At 67.2% G+C, this 19,483-nt stretch carries 17 protein-coding genes; 12 read left to right on the top strand and 5 right to left on the bottom strand.

All coding sequences use genetic code 11. The annotated features are described in order from the left end of the window. Nucleotides 1-160 precede the first annotated feature (160 nt). The 5 genes from tyrS (at nucleotide 161) to AC1AYN_RS07765 (ending at nucleotide 5,651) form a co-directional block, all read left to right on the top strand. Nucleotides 161-1,483, top strand: a complete 1,323-nt coding sequence (gene tyrS / locus AC1AYN_RS07785) for a tyrosine--tRNA ligase (protein ID WP_476532817.1) — start codon at nucleotides 161-163, stop codon at nucleotides 1,481-1,483. 70 nt (nucleotides 1,484-1,553) lie between these two features. Beyond that, nucleotides 1,554-3,584 carry a tetratricopeptide repeat protein gene (locus AC1AYN_RS07780; protein WP_476532816.1) on the top strand — a complete coding sequence of 677 codons (2,031 nt, stop codon included), beginning with the start codon at nucleotides 1,554-1,556 and terminating at the stop codon, nucleotides 3,582-3,584. An 8-nt stretch (nucleotides 3,585-3,592) separates the two neighbouring features. Then, nucleotides 3,593-4,633 carry an HAD-IIA family hydrolase gene (locus tag AC1AYN_RS07775; protein ID WP_476532877.1) on the top strand — a complete coding sequence of 347 codons (1,041 nt, stop codon included), beginning with the start codon at nucleotides 3,593-3,595 and terminating at the stop codon, nucleotides 4,631-4,633. Then, on the top strand, nucleotides 4,630-4,806 hold the full coding sequence (locus AC1AYN_RS07770) for a hypothetical protein (RefSeq protein ID WP_476502108.1): 177 nt from the start codon (nucleotides 4,630-4,632) through the stop codon (nucleotides 4,804-4,806). The genes AC1AYN_RS07775 and AC1AYN_RS07770 overlap by 4 nt, the downstream gene beginning before the upstream one ends. A gap of 50 nt (nucleotides 4,807-4,856) precedes the next feature. Then, complete coding sequence (locus tag AC1AYN_RS07765; RefSeq protein ID WP_476532815.1) at nucleotides 4,857-5,651, top strand: TlyA family RNA methyltransferase; 795 nt, start codon at nucleotides 4,857-4,859, stop codon at nucleotides 5,649-5,651. Nucleotides 5,652-5,657: 6 nt separating this feature from the next. On the opposite strand, the gene AC1AYN_RS07760 is transcribed toward AC1AYN_RS07765, so the two are convergent. Further along, nucleotides 5,658-6,320 carry a potassium channel family protein gene (locus AC1AYN_RS07760; RefSeq protein WP_476532814.1) on the bottom strand — a complete coding sequence of 221 codons (663 nt, stop codon included), beginning with the start codon at nucleotides 6,318-6,320 and terminating at the stop codon, nucleotides 5,658-5,660. 52 nt (nucleotides 6,321-6,372) lie between these two features. After that, nucleotides 6,373-7,839: a potassium transporter TrkG gene (locus AC1AYN_RS07755; RefSeq protein WP_476532813.1), complete on the bottom strand. Its 1,467-nt coding sequence runs from the start codon at nucleotides 7,837-7,839 to the stop codon at nucleotides 6,373-6,375. 199 nt (nucleotides 7,840-8,038) lie between these two features. On the opposite strand from AC1AYN_RS07755, the gene AC1AYN_RS07750 reads away from it, so the two are divergent. From AC1AYN_RS07750 to yidC, 5 genes are all read left to right on the top strand, one after another. Then, the gene (locus AC1AYN_RS07750; RefSeq protein WP_476532812.1) at nucleotides 8,039-9,067 is read left to right on the top strand and encodes an NAD kinase; all 1,029 of its coding nucleotides are present in this window, start codon (nucleotides 8,039-8,041) and stop codon (nucleotides 9,065-9,067) included. Then, the gene (locus tag AC1AYN_RS07745; protein WP_476532811.1) at nucleotides 9,067-10,926 is read left to right on the top strand and encodes a DNA repair protein RecN; all 1,860 of its coding nucleotides are present in this window, start codon (nucleotides 9,067-9,069) and stop codon (nucleotides 10,924-10,926) included. The genes AC1AYN_RS07750 and AC1AYN_RS07745 overlap by 1 nt, the downstream gene beginning before the upstream one ends. Nucleotides 10,927-10,997: 71 nt before the next feature. Further along, a complete protein-coding gene (locus AC1AYN_RS07740) occupies nucleotides 10,998-11,651 on the top strand; it encodes an HAD family hydrolase (RefSeq protein WP_476532810.1) in 654 nt (217 codons plus the stop codon). A gap of 28 nt (nucleotides 11,652-11,679) precedes the next feature. Continuing rightward, entirely contained in the window at nucleotides 11,680-12,192 is a 513-nt protein-coding gene (locus tag AC1AYN_RS07735; protein WP_476532809.1) for a hypothetical protein, read from the top strand. Nucleotides 12,193-12,335: 143 nt separating this feature from the next. Beyond that, nucleotides 12,336-13,325, top strand: a complete 990-nt coding sequence (yidC, locus tag AC1AYN_RS07730) for a membrane protein insertase YidC (protein ID WP_476532808.1) — start codon at nucleotides 12,336-12,338, stop codon at nucleotides 13,323-13,325. A gap of 21 nt (nucleotides 13,326-13,346) precedes the next feature. On the opposite strand, the gene AC1AYN_RS07725 is transcribed toward yidC, so the two are convergent. Then, on the bottom strand, nucleotides 13,347-13,970 hold the full coding sequence (locus tag AC1AYN_RS07725) for a GNAT family N-acetyltransferase (protein WP_476532807.1): 624 nt from the start codon (nucleotides 13,968-13,970) through the stop codon (nucleotides 13,347-13,349). Between the two features lie 93 nt (nucleotides 13,971-14,063). Then, a complete protein-coding gene (locus tag AC1AYN_RS07720) occupies nucleotides 14,064-15,884 on the bottom strand; it encodes an ATP-binding protein (protein WP_476532806.1) in 1,821 nt (606 codons plus the stop codon). A 190-nt stretch (nucleotides 15,885-16,074) separates the two neighbouring features. Here AC1AYN_RS07720 and AC1AYN_RS07715 point away from each other — a divergent pair, with 190 nt between their 5' ends. Continuing rightward, nucleotides 16,075-16,458: a GntR family transcriptional regulator gene (locus AC1AYN_RS07715; RefSeq protein ID WP_476532805.1), complete on the top strand. Its 384-nt coding sequence runs from the start codon at nucleotides 16,075-16,077 to the stop codon at nucleotides 16,456-16,458. Between the two features lie 111 nt (nucleotides 16,459-16,569). Next, entirely contained in the window at nucleotides 16,570-17,733 is a 1,164-nt protein-coding gene (locus AC1AYN_RS07710; RefSeq protein WP_476532804.1) for a DUF1648 domain-containing protein, read from the top strand. Nucleotides 17,734-17,814: 81 nt separating this feature from the next. On the opposite strand, the gene thrC is transcribed toward AC1AYN_RS07710, so the two are convergent. Then, nucleotides 17,815-19,305, bottom strand: a complete 1,491-nt coding sequence (thrC, locus tag AC1AYN_RS07705) for a threonine synthase (protein ID WP_476532803.1) — start codon at nucleotides 19,303-19,305, stop codon at nucleotides 17,815-17,817. Nucleotides 19,306-19,483 lie beyond the last annotated feature (178 nt).

Below are 19,483 nucleotides of genomic sequence, written 5' to 3'. Positions count from 1 at the left end.
GACGTGCGTCACGGCGCACATCGCGGCGCATGCTGCGTCGCGGGCGATGCCGCATGCGTGCCGCGCGGCACTGTCGCCGCGGCATGCGAGACTGGTAGGCGCTCGGAATCCGGGCGCATCCAAGACAATACCCACAATTCGATAGGGAGAGCGACCAGTTATGGCTCACGTCATCGACTTCAAAGAAGCGGGGTTCGACACCCTGCTCGATGAGCTGGAATGGCGCGGGTTGATCTCGCAGTCCACGGACCGCGATCGACTCGCAGAAGCGTTGAACGGGGAGCCGATCGCCTATTATTGCGGCTTCGACCCGACGGCCGCCTCCCTGCACATCGGCAACCTCGTCCAGCTCATCAACATGCGCCACCTCCAGGCGGCGGGACACCACCCGATCGCCCTCGTCGGCGGCGCCACGGGTCTGATCGGCGACCCGCGTCAGTCGGGCGAGCGCACGCTCAACCCGAAGGACGTGGTGGCCGGCTGGGCCGAACGCCTGAAGAAGCAGATCGGCGGCATCCTCGTCACCGACGGCGACAACCCGGTGCGTTTCGTCTCCAACTACGACTGGACCGCGCAGATGAGCGTCATCGACTTCCTGCGCGACGTCGGCAAGAACTTCCGCCTCGGCACGATGCTCGCCAAGGACACGGTCGCCCGCCGTCTCAACTCGGAGGAGGGCATCTCCTTCACCGAGTTCAGCTACCAGGTGCTGCAGGGCAACGACTTCCTCCACCTGTACGACGAATACCACTGCACGCTCGAGCTCGGCGGCTCCGACCAGTGGGGCAACCTCACCTCCGGCCTCGACCTCATCCACAAGGTGCGCGGCGTGGACGTCAACGTGTTCACCAGTCCGATCATCACCGACGCGTCCGGCAAGAAGTTCGGCAAGTCCGAGGGCAACGCCGTCTGGCTCGACCCGACGATGCTCTCGCCGTACAAGTTCTACCAGTTCTGGATCAACCGTCCGGACGTGGAGATGGAGAGCCTGCTGAAGGCGTTCACGTTCCTGCCGAAGGCGGAGATCGAGCGTCTCGTCGAGGAGTCGAAGACCAATCCGGGCCGTCGCGAGGCGCAGAAGGCGCTCGCCTGGGAGGTCACCAGCTTCGTGCACGGCGAGGCCGCCACGCAGGCCGCGATCGACGCCTCCGCCGCCCTGTTCGGCCGCGGCGGCGACCTCAAGGACATCGACGCGGAGACGCTCGAATCGGTGCTCGACGGCTTCAAGGTCGTCGACGAGAACGGCGGGCACGTGTTCCCGTCCGTCGAGGCGGGCGTGCGCGTGATCGACGCCGCGCAGGCCGCCGGTCTGTTCAAGACCGTCTCCGAGGCGCGCCGCGCCATCAAGTCCGGCGGCGTGTACCTCAACAACACGCGTGTGGAGAGCGACGAGGCGACGCTCGGCGAAGACGACTTCCTGCAGGGCCGTTTCGCGCTGATCCGCCGCGGCAAGAAGGCGCTCGGCGCCGTCGAGAAGCGCTGAACCGGCGCGCGTCCGTTCGCGCACACGCGCATCATCCAAGACTTTCGTAGTAGAGAAAGGCATACACAACATGGCAGAAGGCAACGAGCGTTCCGGCAAGTCGTTCGGCGGCCGCAAGGGCAGCTACGGCCACGGTTCCGGCCGTCCCGGCTCCCGCGGCGGCAACGGCTTCAAGCCGCGCGGCAAGGGCGGCTTCCATAAGGGCGGTTTCCGCAAGGACGGCGAGCGCGGCGGCTTCCGTCGCGACGGCGAGGGCCGTGACGGCGAGCGTCGCGGCGGCTACCGCAAGGATTTCCACAAGGATGGTTTCCGCAAGGACTTCCATCGTGATGGCGATCGTGATTTCCGTCGTGACGGCGATGGCGAGCGTCGTGACTTCCACAAGGGCCCGCGTCAGGGCGGCGACCGCGACTTCCGCCGTGACGGCGAACGTCGCGGCTACGGCAAGTCCGGCGGCTTCCATAAGGGCGGTTTCCGCAAGGACGGCGAACGCGGCGGCTTCCGTCGTGACGACGATCGCCGCGGCGGTTTCCGCAAGGACTTCCATCGTGATGGCGATCGTGATTTCCGTCGTGACGGCGATGGCGAGCGTCGTGACTTCCACAAGGGCCCGCGTCAGGGCGGCGACCGCGATTTCCGTCGTGACGGCGGCTCCTGCGGCAACGGCGGCTTCCGTCGCGATGACCGCCGTGATTTCCATCGTGACGATCGTCGCGGCGGCAAGGGCGGTTTCCGCAAGGACTTCCATCGTGACGGCGATCGTGATTTCCGTCGCGATGACCGTCGCGACGGCGAGCGTCAGGGCTTCCGCAAGGACTTCCACAAGGACGATCGCCGTGATTTCCATCGTGACGATCGCCGCGATGACCGTCGTGACTTCCGTCGTGACGGCGACCGCGACTTCCGTCGCGACGACCGCCGGGACAACCGCGGCGACCGTGGCGGCAATCCGCGCTACCAGCGCGATGATTCCCGGCGCTTCGACGACCGTCGCGAGGGTGCTGCGCGCCGCAACGGCGAAGGCGCGGTGAGCTTCCCCTCGCAGAACCCGTACACCGACCGTCGTCCGAACGAGCCCCGCATGCCGAAGGGCATGGTGTGGGGCATGCTCTCCAAGGACGAGAAGGAGCGTCTGCGCGGCCTGTCCAAGGAGCACGCCGAGAACATCGGCCTGCACATCCTCGCCGCGTACACGCTGCTCGACGACGACCCGCAGGCCGCGCTCGAGCACGCCCAGTGGGTCGCCAAGCAGGCTTCCCGCATCGACTTCGCGCGTGAGACGCTCGCGTTCGTCGCCTACCGCAAGGGCGACTACAAGCTCGCGCTCAAGGAGTTCCGCACTGCGTACCGCATGAACGGCTACCTCGACTACCTGCCGTTCATGGCCGACTGCGAGCGTGGCCTCGGCAACCCGAAGAAGGCCATCGAGATGGCCGTCTCCGACGACGCCAAGTACCTGAAGGGCGAGTCCAAGGCCGAGATGTTCCTCGTGTACGCCGGCGCGCTCGGCGATCTGGAGCATTGGGACAAGGCCATCGAGATCGTGCACACGCTCGGCCGTTCCAAGGGTCTGGCCGGCAGCTACCGCATGCGCGCCCTGCAGGCCGAGCAGCTGTTCCTCGAGGAGGCCGGCCGTTCCGACGAGGCCATCGCCCTCGACCAGGTCATCGAGAAGCTGGAGAACCAGTACGCCGACTTCGACGAGGACGAGGAGAGCGACGACGTGATCATCGACCACGATCTCGAGCACCTCGACGATCCGGACGTGCTCGCCGAGCTCGGCATCTCCGAGGACGACGCCCAGTACGCGCCCGAGGACGAGACCGAAGAGTCCGACGAGGAGTCCGAAGATGAGGACGCGGACGAGGATGCCGCCGAAGGCGAGTCCGAGTCCGAAGCCCACGCCGAGGAGGAGACCCAGGAGGATTCCGAGGAGTCCGCCGACGGCGAGACCGCCGACACCGACGAGACGCAGGCCCCGGCCGAAGAGGCCGCCGAAGGCGCCGAATCCGACGACGAGCCGGAACAGGCTTCCGACGAATCCGCCGAGGAGACTCCGGAAGAGTCCTCCTCCGACGAATCCGAGACGACCGAGGCGTGAGCGGACGCATGACGCGATTCCTCAAAGGCACCACGGCTCCGATCGCAGAAGCCTACAAGCTCGCGCTGCTCGACCTCGACGGCGTGGTCTACCGGGGCAAGAACCCGGTGGAGCACGCCGCGGCGTCCATCCGCGCCGCCGAGGCCGCCGGCATGACCATCGAATACACGACGAACAACTCGTCGCGTTTCCAGCACGTCGTCGCCGACCAGTTGAAGGGCTTCGATCTCGACGTCGAACCCTGGCAGGTCATCACCTCCTCGGTGGTGGCCGCCCGCATGGTCGCCAAGGCCGTGCCCGCCGGCTCCACCGTGCTCGTCGTCGGCGCGGAGCATCTGCGCGAGGAGGTCACGCGCGCCGGACTCGTCGTCACCGACGATCCGACCACCGAGCCCGCGGCCGTCATCCAAGGCTGGTTCCCGGAGATGACCTGGCAGATGATGGCGAACGCCGCGTTCGCCGTCGAAGCCGGCGCCACGTACTTCGTGACCAACCGCGATCTGACCATCCCGCGCGAGCTCGGCATCGCGCCCGGCTGCGGCTCGATGATCCGCGCGGTCATCGCCGCCACCGGCGTCGAACCGGTCGCCTCCGCGGGCAAACCCGAATCGTATATGTACGACGAGGCGCGTGAACTCAACGCGTCCGGCGGCCAGGCGCTCGTCCCGAAGGACGAGTCCATCGCCATCGGCGACCGGCTCGACACCGACATCGAGGCGGGCAACCGGGGCGGCTACGACTCCCTCGCCGTGCTGACCGGCGTCACGAACCCGCATGAGCTGATGCTCGCGCCCGCGCACCTGCGCCCCACCTACGTGGCGCCGGACCTGCGCGCGCTCGGCGAGACCATGCCCGAACCGTGCGACCACGGCGACGGACGGTGGACGTGCGGCGACGCCGAGGCCACGCTGGACGCGGCCGCCGGCACGCTCGCCGTCTTCGACGCGTCGAGCGTGGACGCGCTGCGCGCCGCGATTTGCGCGGCGTGGCAGGCCGCCGACGCCGGCATCGACATGACCGCGATCACGCTGCCGGAGTTCACGCTGTGAGCGACGGCGATACCGTGAACGGCGTCGCGAACGACGCCCCGGCCACGCCGCCCACCGGCGACATCGCCGACGTGCTGCCCGGCTTCGACCAGATGGACGACGACGGGCGCATCGCCGCGTTGCACGGCCTGCTCGACGAGCTGAAACGCGAACTCGACGCGATTGGCGACTGACACCGACTCACCACACCGGCGCACCAGCCATGGAACGGGAGGGAACGAGAATGACGAACGACGGCATCACCTCGTACGAGGCCGATGACGAGCCAATCGACATGCCCGACCGTCTCGACCTGTGGCTCGTCGCCGGGGGAGTGGTCGACTCGCGCTCCAAGGCGCAGCGGCTCATCAAAGGCGGGCACGTCACCGTCAACGGGAAGGTCGTGACCAAACCCGCCTACGCGATCGGCGACGCCGCGCACACGCGCATCGTCGTCGACAAGGGCGACGACTACGTCTCGCGCGGCGCGTACAAGCTCGTCGGCGCGTTCGACGTGTTCGCCGCGCACGGACTGCCCGAGCCGGCGGACCTCGACTGCCTCGACATCGGCGCGTCCACCGGTGGGTTCACGCAGGTGCTGCTGCGCCGCGGCGCGCGACGGGTCGTCGCGCTCGACGTCGGCCACGGCCAGCTCGACCCGCGCGTCGCGAACGACCCACATGTCATCGAGATGAGCGGCGTCAACATCCGCGACGTCACGGCCGACGGCCTGCCGTACGCCCCGGCGATGATCGTCTCCGACGTTTCCTTCATCTCCCTGACCTACGTGATTCCCGTGATCGCGCGGATCGCCGCGCCCGGCGCGCACATCGTGCTGCTCGTCAAACCCCAGTTCGAAGTGGGGCGGGCGGGGCTCGACCGCCACGGCGTCGTCGTCGACGCGGCGTTGCGCGTCAAGGCGCTGGACGACGTGACCGCATGCGCGCGCGAACACGGCCTGAAGGTCGTCGCCACCGCGCCGAGCCCCATCGAAGGCACCCACGGCAACGCCGAATACCTCCTCTACGCGCGCGCCTGAGGGCGATCAGCGGTTGCCGGCGTGGATGAAGCGGTCGATCTGGTCCTCCTTGCCCATGATGACCAGCTCGTCGTTGCGGTGCATGATGAGCTCCTTCGAACCGTACTGGAACTCCTTGCCCGGCGATTTGATGCCGACCACGGTGATGCCGTAGCGCTCATGCACCTGCGCGTCCTCGATGGAATGGCCCACCGCATGCGAGGGCGTATGGATCTTCACGACCGTGTGCGCGCCCTCGATCTCGATGTAGTCCAGATAGTTGCCGCTCACCAGATGCCCGACGCGCTTGCCCGCGTCGGCCTCCGCGTTGATGATGTGCCGCGCGCCGATGCGCTGCAGGATGCGCGCATGCTGCACGGACACCGACTTCGCCCACAGGTCGGTCACGCCCGCGTCCAGCAGGTTGCCGGTCGTGATGACCGACGCCTCGACGCTGTCGCCGATGGCGACGACCGCCGTGTCGAACTGGGAGGCGTCGATCTGCTCGATGGCGAGCACGTCGGTCATGTCCGCCTGGACGACCGGCACGTGCGCGGACCAGCGGGCCACCAGGTCGGGATCCTTGTCGACGGCGAGCACATCCTGGCCCATCGCGTCGAGGGTCATGGCCACGGCGCTGCCGAAACGGCCCAATCCCACGACCAGCACGCTCTTGCCTGATTTCGCCATTGCCTTGCAGTCCTTTCCGTGTGTTGCGAGATGTCGCGAATAATGCGGGGATTCAGCCGACCACGATCGGTTCGGTCGGGTAGCGCACCGCCTCCAGCGAACGGGGGCGGCTGATCGAATAGGCAATCGTCATCGGTCCGAGACGGCCCACGACCATCGTCGCCGCGAGGATCGCCAACGCGGCCGGATTGTCCTCGCGCGCCACGCCCACCGTGTAGCCGCCGAGACCGAACGCCGAACAGGAGTCGAACAGCGCGTTCGTCAGCGACGAGCCGGAGACGAGCATGAGCGACAGGGACGAGACGAGCACGAGCAGCAGGCAGGTGCTGGTGATGCTCACCGCCGTCATCGCCACGTTCGTGTGGATGCGGTGGTGGAACGTGTTGATGTCCTTGTGGCCGGTGAACGAGGCCTTGCAGATGAGCAGGATCACCGCGAACGTGGTCACGCGGATGCCGCCGGCCGTCGACGTGCTGCCGCCGCCGATGAACATGATGACGCTCATGAACACCTTCGTCGGCTCGCTCACCTGCGGCACCCACGACAGGTCGAATCCGGAGCTGCGCGGCATGACGGCGGCGACCATCGCGTAGCGCATGCGCGTGTTGAAGTCGGCGTCCCTGAACAGGAACGGGTTGTCCCATTCGACGAGCAGGAACCAAGTGAGCGACATGGCGACGATGATGAACGTGACGGAGAGGGTGATCTTCGTGTGCAGGCTCCAGCGTTTCGGCGGCACGTGCCCGCGTGCGCATTTGAGCAGGTTGAGGATCACGGGGAAGCCGAGCGTGCCGAGGAACGCGGAGAGCATGATCGGCAGGCCCACGCCCCAGCTGTTGACGTGCAGGCCCGCCGTGTCGGGCGTGAAGCCCGCGTTGTTGTACGACATGACCGCGAAGAACAGCGACTCCCACAGGGATTTGCGCCAGTCGCCCCCGTTGACCTTGAGCAGGCCGGGGAACAGGGCGATGAACGTCACGGACTCGATGAACATCGTCGTGCCGATGACGACGGTGAGGACGCCGCGGATCTCGCTGAGCTTCGACGTGCCCAGCTCGCTCGCCGTGAGCAGGCGCTGCGTCGACTTCATGTGGTGGTTGATGGCGAGCGTGATGAGCGAGGCGAACGTCATCACGCCGATGCCGCCCAGCTGCACGGAGACGAGCAGCACCGCCTGCCCGAACGTCGTCCAGTGCGTGGTCGAGTTGACGATCGAGATGCCGCACGTGGACAGCGCGGATACGGCGGTGAACATCGCCGTCGAGAACGTGGTCGTCTCGCCTTCCGGCGTGGACGGCGGGATGAGGAGCATGGTCGTCGAGGCGACGACCAGGATGATGAAGTAGATGATGGTCAGGCGTCCGGGGTGGGAGACCAGATGCTGGACGATGGTGCGTTTGCGCGGCGGGCGTCCGTCGCCGTCCGCCGCCTGCGCGAACGTGTTGCCGGAGAACCACCACGCGTAGCCGCGCGAGGCCTCCCGGTTGGAGGAGGATTGGTCGAAGACGGGATCCGCCATGTACCCTCGCCCCTCCTTGTCCGTCCGTGGTGTCTGTCTCATGGTGCTCCCGGCGTGCGCCGGCGTATGTGAGGCCATTGTAGGCGTGCATGTCGAGAAACCGCGCGTGCCGGCGTTCGGGAACGGGGTTTCCGACATCCGTTCGATTCGGTTAGGATGGGTGGCAGTTGTACTGTTCCGTCCATCCAAGGGGGAGTCGATGACCGGTGTTCGTCATGCTGTGGTGGTGACCCACACGCGGCTCAGGCAGAGCGGCACCGTCGTGTCCGACGTGGTGGGCAGGCTGCGCGACGCCGGATTCGACGTCTCCATCATCGACAATCTCGAGCCTCCCGCGTTCGACGTGCAGCCGCCCGTCGTCGGCGACGACACGGAGATCGTCGTCGTGCTGGGCGGCGACGGCACGATCCTGCGCGCCGCCGAACTCGTGCGGTGCACGAGCACGCCGATCCTCGGCGTCAACATGGGGCACGTCGGATTCCTCGCCGAGTTCGAGAGCTTCCAGATGGACGAGGCGATTCGACGCATCGCCACCCGCGACTATTCGATCGACGAGCGCATGATCGCCCACGTGGACGTGTGGCTGCCGGGTGCGTCGACGCCCATCGAGAACTGGGCGTTGAACGACATCACGCTGGAACGCGCCGACCGTGGCAAGATGGTCGAACTGTCCATCAGTGTCGACGATGTGGAGATGAGCTCGTTCGGCGCGGACGGCGTCATCGTGTCCACGCCCACCGGATCCACCGCCTACGCGTTCTCCGCTGGCGGCCCGATTATGTGGCCGAACGTGAAGGCGCTCCAGCTGGTGCCGCTCGCCGCGCACGCCCTGTTCGCGCGTCCGCTCGTCATCGGCGCCGACTCCACGTTCACGATCACCATCCTCGACGATTCGATGTCCGGCGGATGGATCTGCTGCGACGGCCGCCGCCAGCGCGCCCTGCCGAAGGGCACGCGCGTCGATGTGCGCGCCTCGCACGGCACGCTGCGTCTCGCGCGCCTCTCCGGCGCGCCGTTCACCGAACGCCTCGTCACCAAATTCGACCTGCCCGTCGTCGGATGGCGCGAACAGGCCGCGCACGGCGGTGCGGGCGGCGCCGGTGGCGCGAACCGTGCCCAACACGGCGTCGCCGCCGACTTCCGCTCCACGTACACGGACCACTCCGACTACCACCGCGACGACGGCCGCGACGACCACCACGACGGCGACGGGGAGGCGCGCCGCTGATGCTCGAGGAACTCTCCCTGCGCGACCTGGGGCCGATCAGGTCCGCCGTCATCACCCCCGCCTGCGGCATGACCGCCATCACCGGCGAGACCGGCGCCGGCAAATCGATGCTGCTGAGCGCCCTGTCGCTCATCTCCGGCGGACCCGCCAACGCGAAACGCATCTCCGTCGGCGCGTCCGAAGCCTGGGCGCAGGGCATCTTCGCCGTCGACGATGCGGCGGACGACGCCCATGCGACCGACACGGCGGACGAGACGGTCGGCGACGACGCGGACGACGACGAGGCGCTCGCCGGCGGCGTGCTCGCCATCGCCCGCCGCGCCGGCGTCGAACCCGAGGACGGCGAACTGTTCCTCGCACGCACCGTGCGCGCCACCGGACGGTCGCGCGCCGTGCTCGGCGGCAAGACCGTGCCGCGTTCCGTACTCGCCGCCGTGGCCGGCGAACTCGTCACCATCCACGGGCAGGCCGAACAGCTGCGGATCGCCTCCGCCGCCCGCCAACGCGACTTCCTCGACCACGCCGCCGACGACGGTCGCGAACTCGCCGCCTACCATGCGGCGTGGCGCGAACTCGCCGACATGGACGCCCGCCTCGAACGCCTGCGCTCGCAGGAGTCCTCCGCCCGCGCGCAGGCCGACTACCTGCGCGAATCGGTGGACCGCATCAACGCGGTCGACCCGCATCCGGGCGAACTGGAGGAGCTGAAGGCGAAACGCGACCGCATCGAGAACGCGGCGGACATCGCCGAAGGCGTGTCCCACGCGCTCGCCGCGCTCGACCCGTCGCAGCTGGAACTCGCCGACTCGCCCGCCGAGGCGCCCGGCGCCTCCGACCGGATCCTCGAGGCGGCGCAGGCGCTGCGCGCCATCCACGTGTCCGACGGCGGGTTCGACGAGCTCGCCGACCGGCTCGAATCGGTGAACGCCGACCTTGCGGACATCGTCTTCACCCTGTCCGGGCATCTCGGCGAGGACGTCGGCGAGGCCGACCTCGACACGCTGAACGCGCGCATCCACGACTTGGACGAATTGACGCGCCGCTGGGGGCCGGGCATCGAGGACGTGATCGCATGGCGCGACAAGGCCGCGTTCGACATCGAGGACCTCGACGCCTCGCCCGAGAAACTCGCCGAGCTGGAGGCCGAACGCGACCGGCTGCACGAGACCGCCGCGAAGGCAGCGGCCGGACTGCACGAGGCGCGAGAGGAGGCCGCCGGGCGTCTCGCCGCGCGCGTCACCGAGGAGCTCTCCTCGCTCGCCATGGACGGCGCCTCGCTGGAGATCCGCGTCACGCCGCGTGAAGGCGACGACGCGCTCGACGCGAACGGCGGCGACGACATCGCGTTCCTGTTCACCCCCTACGAAGGCTCGCCGCAGCTGCCGATGGGCAAAAGCGCGTCCGGCGGCGAACTGAGCCGCCTCATGCTCGCCCTCGAACTGTCCGCCGCGGACATGCACGCGGGGGGAGCGGCAGCGGGGGAGCACGGTGCCGCGCCGTCCGACATGACATTCATCTTCGACGAGGTCGACGCGGGCGTCGGCGGCAAGGCGGCGGTCGAACTCGGCCGGAGACTCGCCCGTCTCGCCCGCAGCTCGCAGGTCATCGTCGTCACGCACCTGGCGCAGGTGGCCAGCTGGGCCGACTCGCAGTTCGTCGTCACCAAGGAGCCGCCGGACGCGGACGACGACGATCTGGGCGTCGTCACCACCGTGGCCGAGGTGAGGGACGCCGCGCGCGTCCACGAGGTCGCCCGTATGCTCTCCGGCAGCGAGTCGGAGGCGTCCCTCGACCACGCCCGCGAACTGCTCGCTTCATCCAGGCTCCCGCTGGCGGGAGCTGTCGGTGAAACCGACTGAGGGTGGAAGCCGTGCCGGCTCCCTGAGACGGGGGAGTCGGCAACCGTAAGCTGACTGAGGGAGAGACAGACATGACATCACGCAAGGCCGCCATCTTCGACCTCGACGGCACGCTCCTCGACTCGATGGGTGTGTGGGATCAGGTCGACATCGATTTCCTCGCCAAGCGCGGGCTGGCCGTGCCCGACGACTACATGGCCAAGGTCGCGCCGATGCAGTTCCGGCAGATTGCCGAATACACGATCGCGCGGTTCGGTCTCAAGGACACGCCCGAGGCGCTGATGGACGAGTGGGACGAGATGGCGCGCGTCGCCTACGCGACCACCGTCGAGGCGAAACCGGGCGCGCTCGGCTATCTGCGCGACCTGAAGGCGCGCGGCGTGCGGCTCGCCGTCGCCACATCCCTGCCGCCGCACCTCAGGGAACCGGCGTTGCGGCACGTGGGCATGTTCGACCTGTTCGACGCCATCGTCTCCGTCGACGACGTGAACGACGTGGGCAAGGACCGGCCGGACGTCTACCTGCTCGCCGCCGCCCGTCTCGGCGTGGAACCGTGCGACTGCACGGTGTTCGAGGACCTGCTCGTCGCCGTGCGCTCCGCGAGGTCCGCGGGCATGCGCGTATGGGCCATGCACGACGACTCGTCCGACGCGGACTGGGCCACGATCTGCGACGAGGCCGACGGCGTCCTCTTCGACTTCCACGACGCGCCCCGCGACCTGTAGGGCGTATACTGGCCGCAACGTACGGCGAATGATATACGTGATATACGGTCAGGGGGGCGACAACGGCATGGATGGCATCAGATTTGGCACATGGCTGGGATATGCCATGCTCCTCGTGATGCTCGCGCCCGTCGTCATTCCCGCCGTGCTGGTGCAGGAGGTCACGCGGCATGTCGCCGCGACACGGCTTGCATTGTTCTCACGTGGAGGTCTCGTCGTCCGACCGGCGTCGTTCGCCGTCCTGCTTACATTGACCGTCGTGACGCTGTCCATCGGCATGGCCGGCGGGTTCGCGTCCGACACGTCCGGTACGGCGCTCGCCGTCGTCGCGTTGGCCGCATCCTGCGCCGTCATCGTGATTGCGACGGTCGTAGGCGTCGCCGTACATGCGCTCGCCCTCTGCGCGTCCTGCGCCGGCCGCAAGCCGTTGCCGCGTGATTTCCGCTTCGATGCGGTGTTGTGCGACAAGGTGCGCTCGTGGGCGCGCCCGCAATGGGTGCCGCGTTGGGCCCGTTACACGCTTCCCGAACCGCGAATCTGAATTTTCCTCTTCTGTTTGCTCATGTACGCCGTGACATGGTCACGGCCGGTTCCTCTCATATTCAGATTCGTCATCGTCCCGGTCCATGCAGGACCCGGACCGGGACCGTTATCCGGAAAGCGTTTAGCATCATGAATGCCCTCATGCCCCTGTTCCGACCCATCGAATGGGTCATCGCCCAACTGCTCACCCTCATCCATGCCGTGTTCGTCGCCGCCGGACTGCCGGACGGTCCCGATCCCGCATGGTGCCTGTCCGTCATGTGCCTGGTCGTCGTCATCCGCGTATGTCTGATCCCGCTGTTCGTCCGTCAGCTGCGCGGCATGCGGGCGATGCAGGCCATCCAACCGCAAATGCAGCGCATCAGGCGCAGATACGCGGCACGTAGGGATCAACGTTCCCGTGAGGCATTGCAACGCGAGCTCATGGCGTTGCAGCGTGAGCATGGCGCCGAACCGCTCGGCTCATGCATGCCCGCGATGATCCAGGCGCCGATCCTATGCTCCCTGTACTACGTGCTGCAGTCGCTGCCCTCCATCGCGTCGGGCAAGGCCGAGCCACTCGGCGCCATGGATCGTGTGCTTGCCGGCAGCGTCGAATCGTCATCGGTGTTCGGCGTGCGTCTGTCCGAAACATTCGGTACGGCCGAATCCGTGGGGCCTCGCGCCGTCATCGGCATGGTCGTGGCGGTCATGTGTGTGTCGTTGTTCGCGATGCAATGGATGCTCATCCACCGCAATACGCCGAAGGATACGATGGATTCTCCGCAGTTCCGCATGCAGAGGATGACGGTGTTCGTCTTCCCGGCCATCTACGTGGTCTCGGGCGTGGCGTTGCCGTTCGGCGTGCTGCTCTATTGGATGACGAACAATCTGTGGAACCTCGCCCAGACGCTGGTCCAGCTGCATTGGTTCCCCGCTCCCGGCTCCATCGCCGCGGAACGCAAGGACGAGCGGGGCCACCGACGCGAGAACGGCCGTCGTGCCGCCGCCGGTCTGCCCTCCCTCGAGGAGGAGAGCGCCGCCAAGTCTCGTGCCGCCGCCCAAGCGCGGCGTGAGCGGGAGTCGGTGCGTGGTGGCCGTGACTCCCACTCACGTCGGCGACTGACGCCGGTCAAATCCCGTTGCCGCTAAAGGACTCGTTCCGGTTCGGCTTCAGCGCACCGGCATGAGGTCGGAGGGGCGTTCGGCGGCGAAACGCTGCGCTTCGAGCTTCTCGCCCTCCTCACGCTCGGCGGCCTCGGCGGTGATGCGGCCGGTGAGGCGCGCGATCGGTGCCTGGTAGACCACCTCGCCGAACGTGCGCCCGCCGCGCTCCACGACGCCCTCATGACGGTCGACTTCGGTGAACCCGAGGGATTCGACCATGTGGCGGGCGCGCAGGTTGAACGACCACACCTTGACGGTGATCTTCCTCGCCTTGAGCTGTTCGGCGGCAAGCGTGATGCCGAGCTTCATGGCCTGGTTGCCGAATCCGCGGTCCTGATAGTACGGGCCGATGAGCACCGACATCGTGGGATTGCGGTCCGGTTCCCCGCCGTCCCAGGCGGAGACGAATCCGATGGGGTTGCCGAACGGGTCGAGCACCGTCCGCCCGAAACGGGTGTCGTCATCGACGTCGCTCCATTCATGAAACAGGCGTTCCGCCTCGTCGTCGGTTGTTTCGTCCAGGGTCTTCCGGCAGCCGTCGGCGACGGACGGGTTGTTCCACCACCGTGCGAACAGCGGATAATCGGACGGTTCGGTCTTGCGCAGCGTAACAGCGTTGTTGTCAGGCATGATTGCTCCCTTCGTCTCGCCATTGTAGGCACGACGTCCCGTGCGGCGCGACGGAGTTAACCGGCTATTCACATGGGGTGCCGTGTCGGCTGCCTAGGCGGCTTTGAGACGGTACTCCTGTTTGGGGCTGCGGGCCGGTTGGGTGCGTTCGATGGCTCCCGAGCGCAGCAGCTTGCGCAACTGGTAGGTGACGGTCGAACGCGGGGCACCGGTCGCCTCCACCAGCTGCGGTGTCGCCATGGTGCCATGCTCGCCGATGAGCGTCAGCAGCGCCTCCTCCAACGGCGAGTATCCGGCGTCCTCGTGAGGTGGAGCCGCGGAGTCGTCGCCGATGGGCGTGCCGACGCTGATGGCGGAAGATGCCGCAGGCACGGTGTCTTCGGCCGGCACGGTCCCTTCATCCGACCGGGAATCCCGTTCGATGCCCATGTATCGGGCATATGGTTCCTCCAGCCATGGCGTGCCCTTGATGGTCTGGTCGTACAGCTCCCGGTCGGTGATGTCCTGCACGTCGATGCCGCCATGGGGGAACGGCACGATCTTCGGATGCGTGGGTTTCGGCACCTTGCCATGGTCCAATCCTATGGAGGCGCTGTAGTCGACGTCTGCCTGTTCGCCCTGCGCGGCGTAGCGTCGATCCCTGCGGCTGTCCGGCAGCCTGGCGGTGTCGGCCGATCGGAAGGTCATGCGGAACGCCGTCAAGGTGTCGGCGATCTCGGGCGCGCCGTTGCCGTTCTCCGTGAGGGTGGCCGTGATGAGCTCGAATCCCGTGCCCCGGTTCTCCGCGACGGTCCCGCCACGGAACGGCGTGAGCTCCAGCAGCTTGGCCAACGTCTGGTTTCTGGTGGACGTGGCGCCGGGCATGCCGATGGTGTCCGTGGTCACGGCGCCGTACAGTCCGCCGGGGCTGAGTATCTCCAGCCGGTCCGCATACATGTTGACCTGGATCTGGCCGCCACGGGCCATCGGCGAATAATCGCGGTGCATGACGGCGTTGACCACCGCCTCGCGTATGGCCTCTTCGGGATACTCGAAGGTGTCCTTGCGCAGGGGGCCGTCCAACACGCCGCCGATGCGCATGTTCCTGCGCGCGGCGAGCAACGTCTCCTCGAGGATCTCGGGAATCGGGCCGTCGAAGGTCCGGTTGTCGATGTACTTCACCCCGCCGGCGAACACCTTGCTGTACCCCTGATACCGGGTGAACGTGATGTTCAGACGGGGGAGGAACTGCTGCGGGTATTTTCCGGCGGCGAGCAGCCCCGCGAGCGTGGGGTGGGTGCCGCCGTCGCCGTCGATTCCCGTGACTCCCAGCATATGCAGGGCGTCATCGTCCGGAATCGTTCCAAAGATGCGCGGCCGTTGTCTTTGGCAGAGGCCCAGAATGCCTTGGACCGCATCCGGGTCCAGATCGTCGACCGTTGCCTCGCCGACGATTTCCCTGTCGTATGTGGGCTGTGCGCGGTTCTCCAGCAGGCGGTCGATCTCATACTGACTGAGCTTCCTGTCGCCATCCCACACGCGGATGAACGAGCCGCTGTAGCGGCCCCTGTTGCGCACATAGCAAGGCTTGTCCAGCGGGTCGGTCTCGTCAATGACCGAGATGACCACCTGTGAGCCGTGGTACTCCGCGATTTCGATGACCGGGCGGACCGGTGGCATCAGCTTCTCCCGGCACATCTGCGCCATCGCGTCCGCGATCGATTTGGCGTCGAATCCATCGATGGGAGAGAACCCATGGCGTTCGGAAACGCCGAGGACGATGGTGCCGCCGTTTCCATTGGAGAACGCCGAGACGGTTTCGGGCAACGAAGTCGGCAATCCTCCGACGGCCTCCTTGACCTCAACGCTCTGATTGTCGCTGTCGGCATGACGCAGCGGTTCGAGCAGCGCGTCGATCTCTTCCTCCGACCACATGATGACTCCTTCGCCGTTCCTACATAACAACCATCGTAGCAGTAAGATTGCTATGTTTGTTATGTCCGTGTCGCGGGTGGCGCTGTCGGCCGCCGTTTTGCCGCATTTCATTCACGCAGCGCCGCAATCGCCGCAAGTATTATAGTTGATATGGAACAGATAGAACGATTTGAAAGAAAGGGGCCCGTCGATGATTATCGACATCGACGCCCGCAGCGACGTGCCGATCTACGAACAGCTGCGACGCGGCGTCATCGCCGGCATCGCGAACGACGAACTCGCGCCCGGCGACCGTCTGCCGTCCGTGCGCGCGCTCGCCGTCGACCTCGGCGTCAACCTGCACACGGTCAACAAGGCGTACGCGCGCCTGCGCGACGACGGCTACATCACGATGCGACGCGGCTCCGGCGCCGTCGTCGCCGAACGAGGCGCCGGAGCCGCGGACGCGCCCGGCGACGCGCGCATCGAAGGCGAACTCCACCGGCTCATACTCGAACACAAGGCGGGCGGGGGAGACGCCGCGGCGTTCCTCGACCTCGTACGCACGCAACTCGCCCGCATATACGGCGAATGACGGCCATCTCCCCGTTCCTCCCGCCGGCGTGAGGTGGCGCGAAGCGCCGGAGGGTGGCATCAGGCCAGACAAGACAGTCATTCCAATCATCCGAAATCGGAGTAACAGATCATGAACGAAACCATCGCGACCGTCGCACCGCTGCTGACGGTCCTCGTCCTCCCATCGCTCGTCGCCGTCCCCATGGCGCTCACGCCGTGGCTGACCGATCGGCGTGAGGTCTTCGGCGTGACCGTGCCTCCCGTCGCGCACCGCGACCCGCGCATCCGCACGCTGAAGACCGGATATCTGCGTGCCGTCGTCGGGGCCGGCGCGGCATGCGTCGCCGTCTCGCTCGCGGTCTGGCTTCTCGCCGGCGCGACCGGCGCATTGTGGGCCGCCGGCGCGGCGACCATCGTCGTCGCCGTTCTCGCCGTCGTCGCGCAGCAGGCGTGCCGCCGCAAGGTCATGGCGGTTAAACGGGAACGCGGATGGACGGCCGCCGGAGACCGGCGTGCGGCCGTCGTCGCCGAAACCGCCGCGCCCGAACCGCTCGGCCTCGGCTGGGAGTCGCTGCAGGCCGTGGCGCTCGCCACCACGATCCTCATCGGCGTGCTCGGCTACGGGCGCATGCCCGACCGCGTGCCCATGCACATGGACCTCGCCGGGCGGGTGGATTCGTGGGCGGTGAAATCGCCGTCCGTGATCTGGTATCCGGTGCTCGTGCAGCTGGTCATGGCCGTGGTGATGGTCGTCTGCCACGTGGTGCTGCTGCGGTCCCGGCGTCCGGCGGACCCGGAACGTCCCGCCTCCAGCACCTACGCCTACGGTGTGTACGCGCGGGCGTGGAGCGTGTATCTGGTCGTCGTCGGCCTGCTCGTCGCCGCGGCGATGGGACTGGGCTTCCAGCTCTCGCTCATCGGAGTGGTCGGCGCGGGGGCGGTCGGCGTGCTGCTGGCGTTCGTCGCCGTGGTCGCGGTCGTCGGCGCCATCGGCATGGGCGTGCGGTACGGGCAGAACGGCGCGCGCGTGTTCGGCGGGGATGGCGGTGATGGTGGTGGCGACGATGATGACGGACATGACGGTGACGGAACGGGCGGGACAATGTCCCGCGATGACGACCGATACTGGATCGGCGGCGTGATCTACTGGAACCGCGACGATCCGGCCGTGATCGTGCCGAAACGCTTCGGCATCGGCTGGACCTGCAACTTCGCGCGTCCGGGAGCGTGGGCGGGAATCGCTGCGCTGCTTGTTGTCATCATCGGCATGCCGGTCGTGTTCGCCCTGCTGTAAGAGAATTCGTAAGAGAATCCCCCTCAGCCGCCGGTACGGGCTGAAGGGGATTTCCTTACCGAGGGGGATCGCGAAACGCGATCACAGCGCCTTGGCGGCCTGTTCGACGAAGGCCTCCATGCCGTCGATCGGGACGACCGTGTCGAAGCGGACGTCGGCGGTCTCAAGGCCTCGCAGCGCGGCCGGGGCGGTCGTGCCGGTCTCATGCGCGAGCACGTCCATGCACTCGAAATCGGTGCCGGTCGCGTCGAAACCGAGGGACTCGTTCACGACGCGCGGGAACTTGTACGGGCTCGCGGTCGCGAGGATCACGCGCGGGGTCAGCGGATCGCGCGGCATCTGCTGCGCGACGAAGTACGCGCACGCGGTGTGCGGGTCGATGACGTAGCGGTTCTTCTCCCAGCAGTCGGCGATCATCTCGCGCACCTGGTCCTCGTCCGCCCAACCGCAGCCGAACAGCTGGCGGATCTTGGCGAGCAGCGGCTCCGGGATCTCGTACGTGCCCCAGTTCTTGAGGTCGTTCATCAGCATGGCGATGAGGCGCGTGTCGCCATCGGACAGGTAGTAGAGCATGCGCTCCAGGTTCGAGGAGATGAGGATGTCCATCGACGGGCTGATCGTCTGGAAGAACGGGCGCTGCCGGTTGTACGTGCCGGTCGTGAGGAAGTCGAACAGCACGTTGTTCTTGTCGGAGGCGACCACGAGATGCTTGACGGGCAGGCCGAGCAGCTTCGCGTAGTAGCCGGCGAGGATGTCGCCGAAGTTGCCGGTCGGCACGACGAACTCCACCTCGTCGCCCACGTTGATGACCTGCTGCTCGAGCAGCTGCGCGTACGCGGAGAAGTAGTAGACGACCTGCGGCACGAGACGGCCCACGTTGATCGAGTTCGCGGAGGAGAGTACCACGTGCGAGTCGCCGGCGAGCCTCGCGGCGAGCTCCTTGTCGCCGAAGATGCGCTTGACCGCGGACTGCGCGTCGTCGAAGTTGCCCTCCACGGCCGCCACGTTCACGTTCGAGCCGGTCTGCGTGGTCATCTGCAGCTCCTGCACCTGGCTCACCTTGCCCTCCGGGTAGAAGACGGTGATCGCGGTGCCCGGGGCGTCGGCGAAGCCGGCCAGCGCCGCCTTGCCCGTGTCGCCGGAGGTGGCGGTGAGAATCATGATCCTCTCGTCCGCGTCGCCGCCGGCCGGCGTGGTGCGCGCCATGAAGCGGGGCAGGATCTGCAGGGCCACGTCCTTGAACGCGGAGGTCGGGCCGTTGAACAGTTCGAGGATGAAGTCGTCGCCGAGCGGCTTCAACGGCGTGATGCGGTCGTCCGACCACTGGTCGCCGTAGGCGGCGTCGATGCACGCGCCCAGCTCCTCGGCCGTGAAATCGGGCAGTAGCGCGCCCAGCACGCGGCGCGCGATCTCCTGATAGGACTTGCCGGCCAGATCGCCGATCTCGACCTTCACGGAACCCAGCTGGTCGGAGACGAACAGGCCGCCGTCGTCGGCGATGCCCTTGCGGATCGCCTGCTTGGCGGTCAGCGAGTCGGTGGTGGAGCGGGTGGAATGGAATGTGGTGGCCACTGCGGATCCTTAATATGCGAAACGGGGACGATGAACCACTCACCAGTCTACCGGCGGCCCTCCCATGGTGCGGCGAATCTCCCATGGTGCGGTCACACACAATCCACACAACGGCGGAACGACGCCGTTTCGGGCGACCGCACCATGAGGGGTTTACCGCACCATGGGCATGGCGGGC

The sequence above is a fragment of the Bifidobacterium sp. LH_413 genome, from assembly GCF_056357015.1.
The sequence above is the reverse complement of the archived record's forward strand: the minus strand, read 5'-3'. Positions and strand labels throughout refer to the sequence as shown.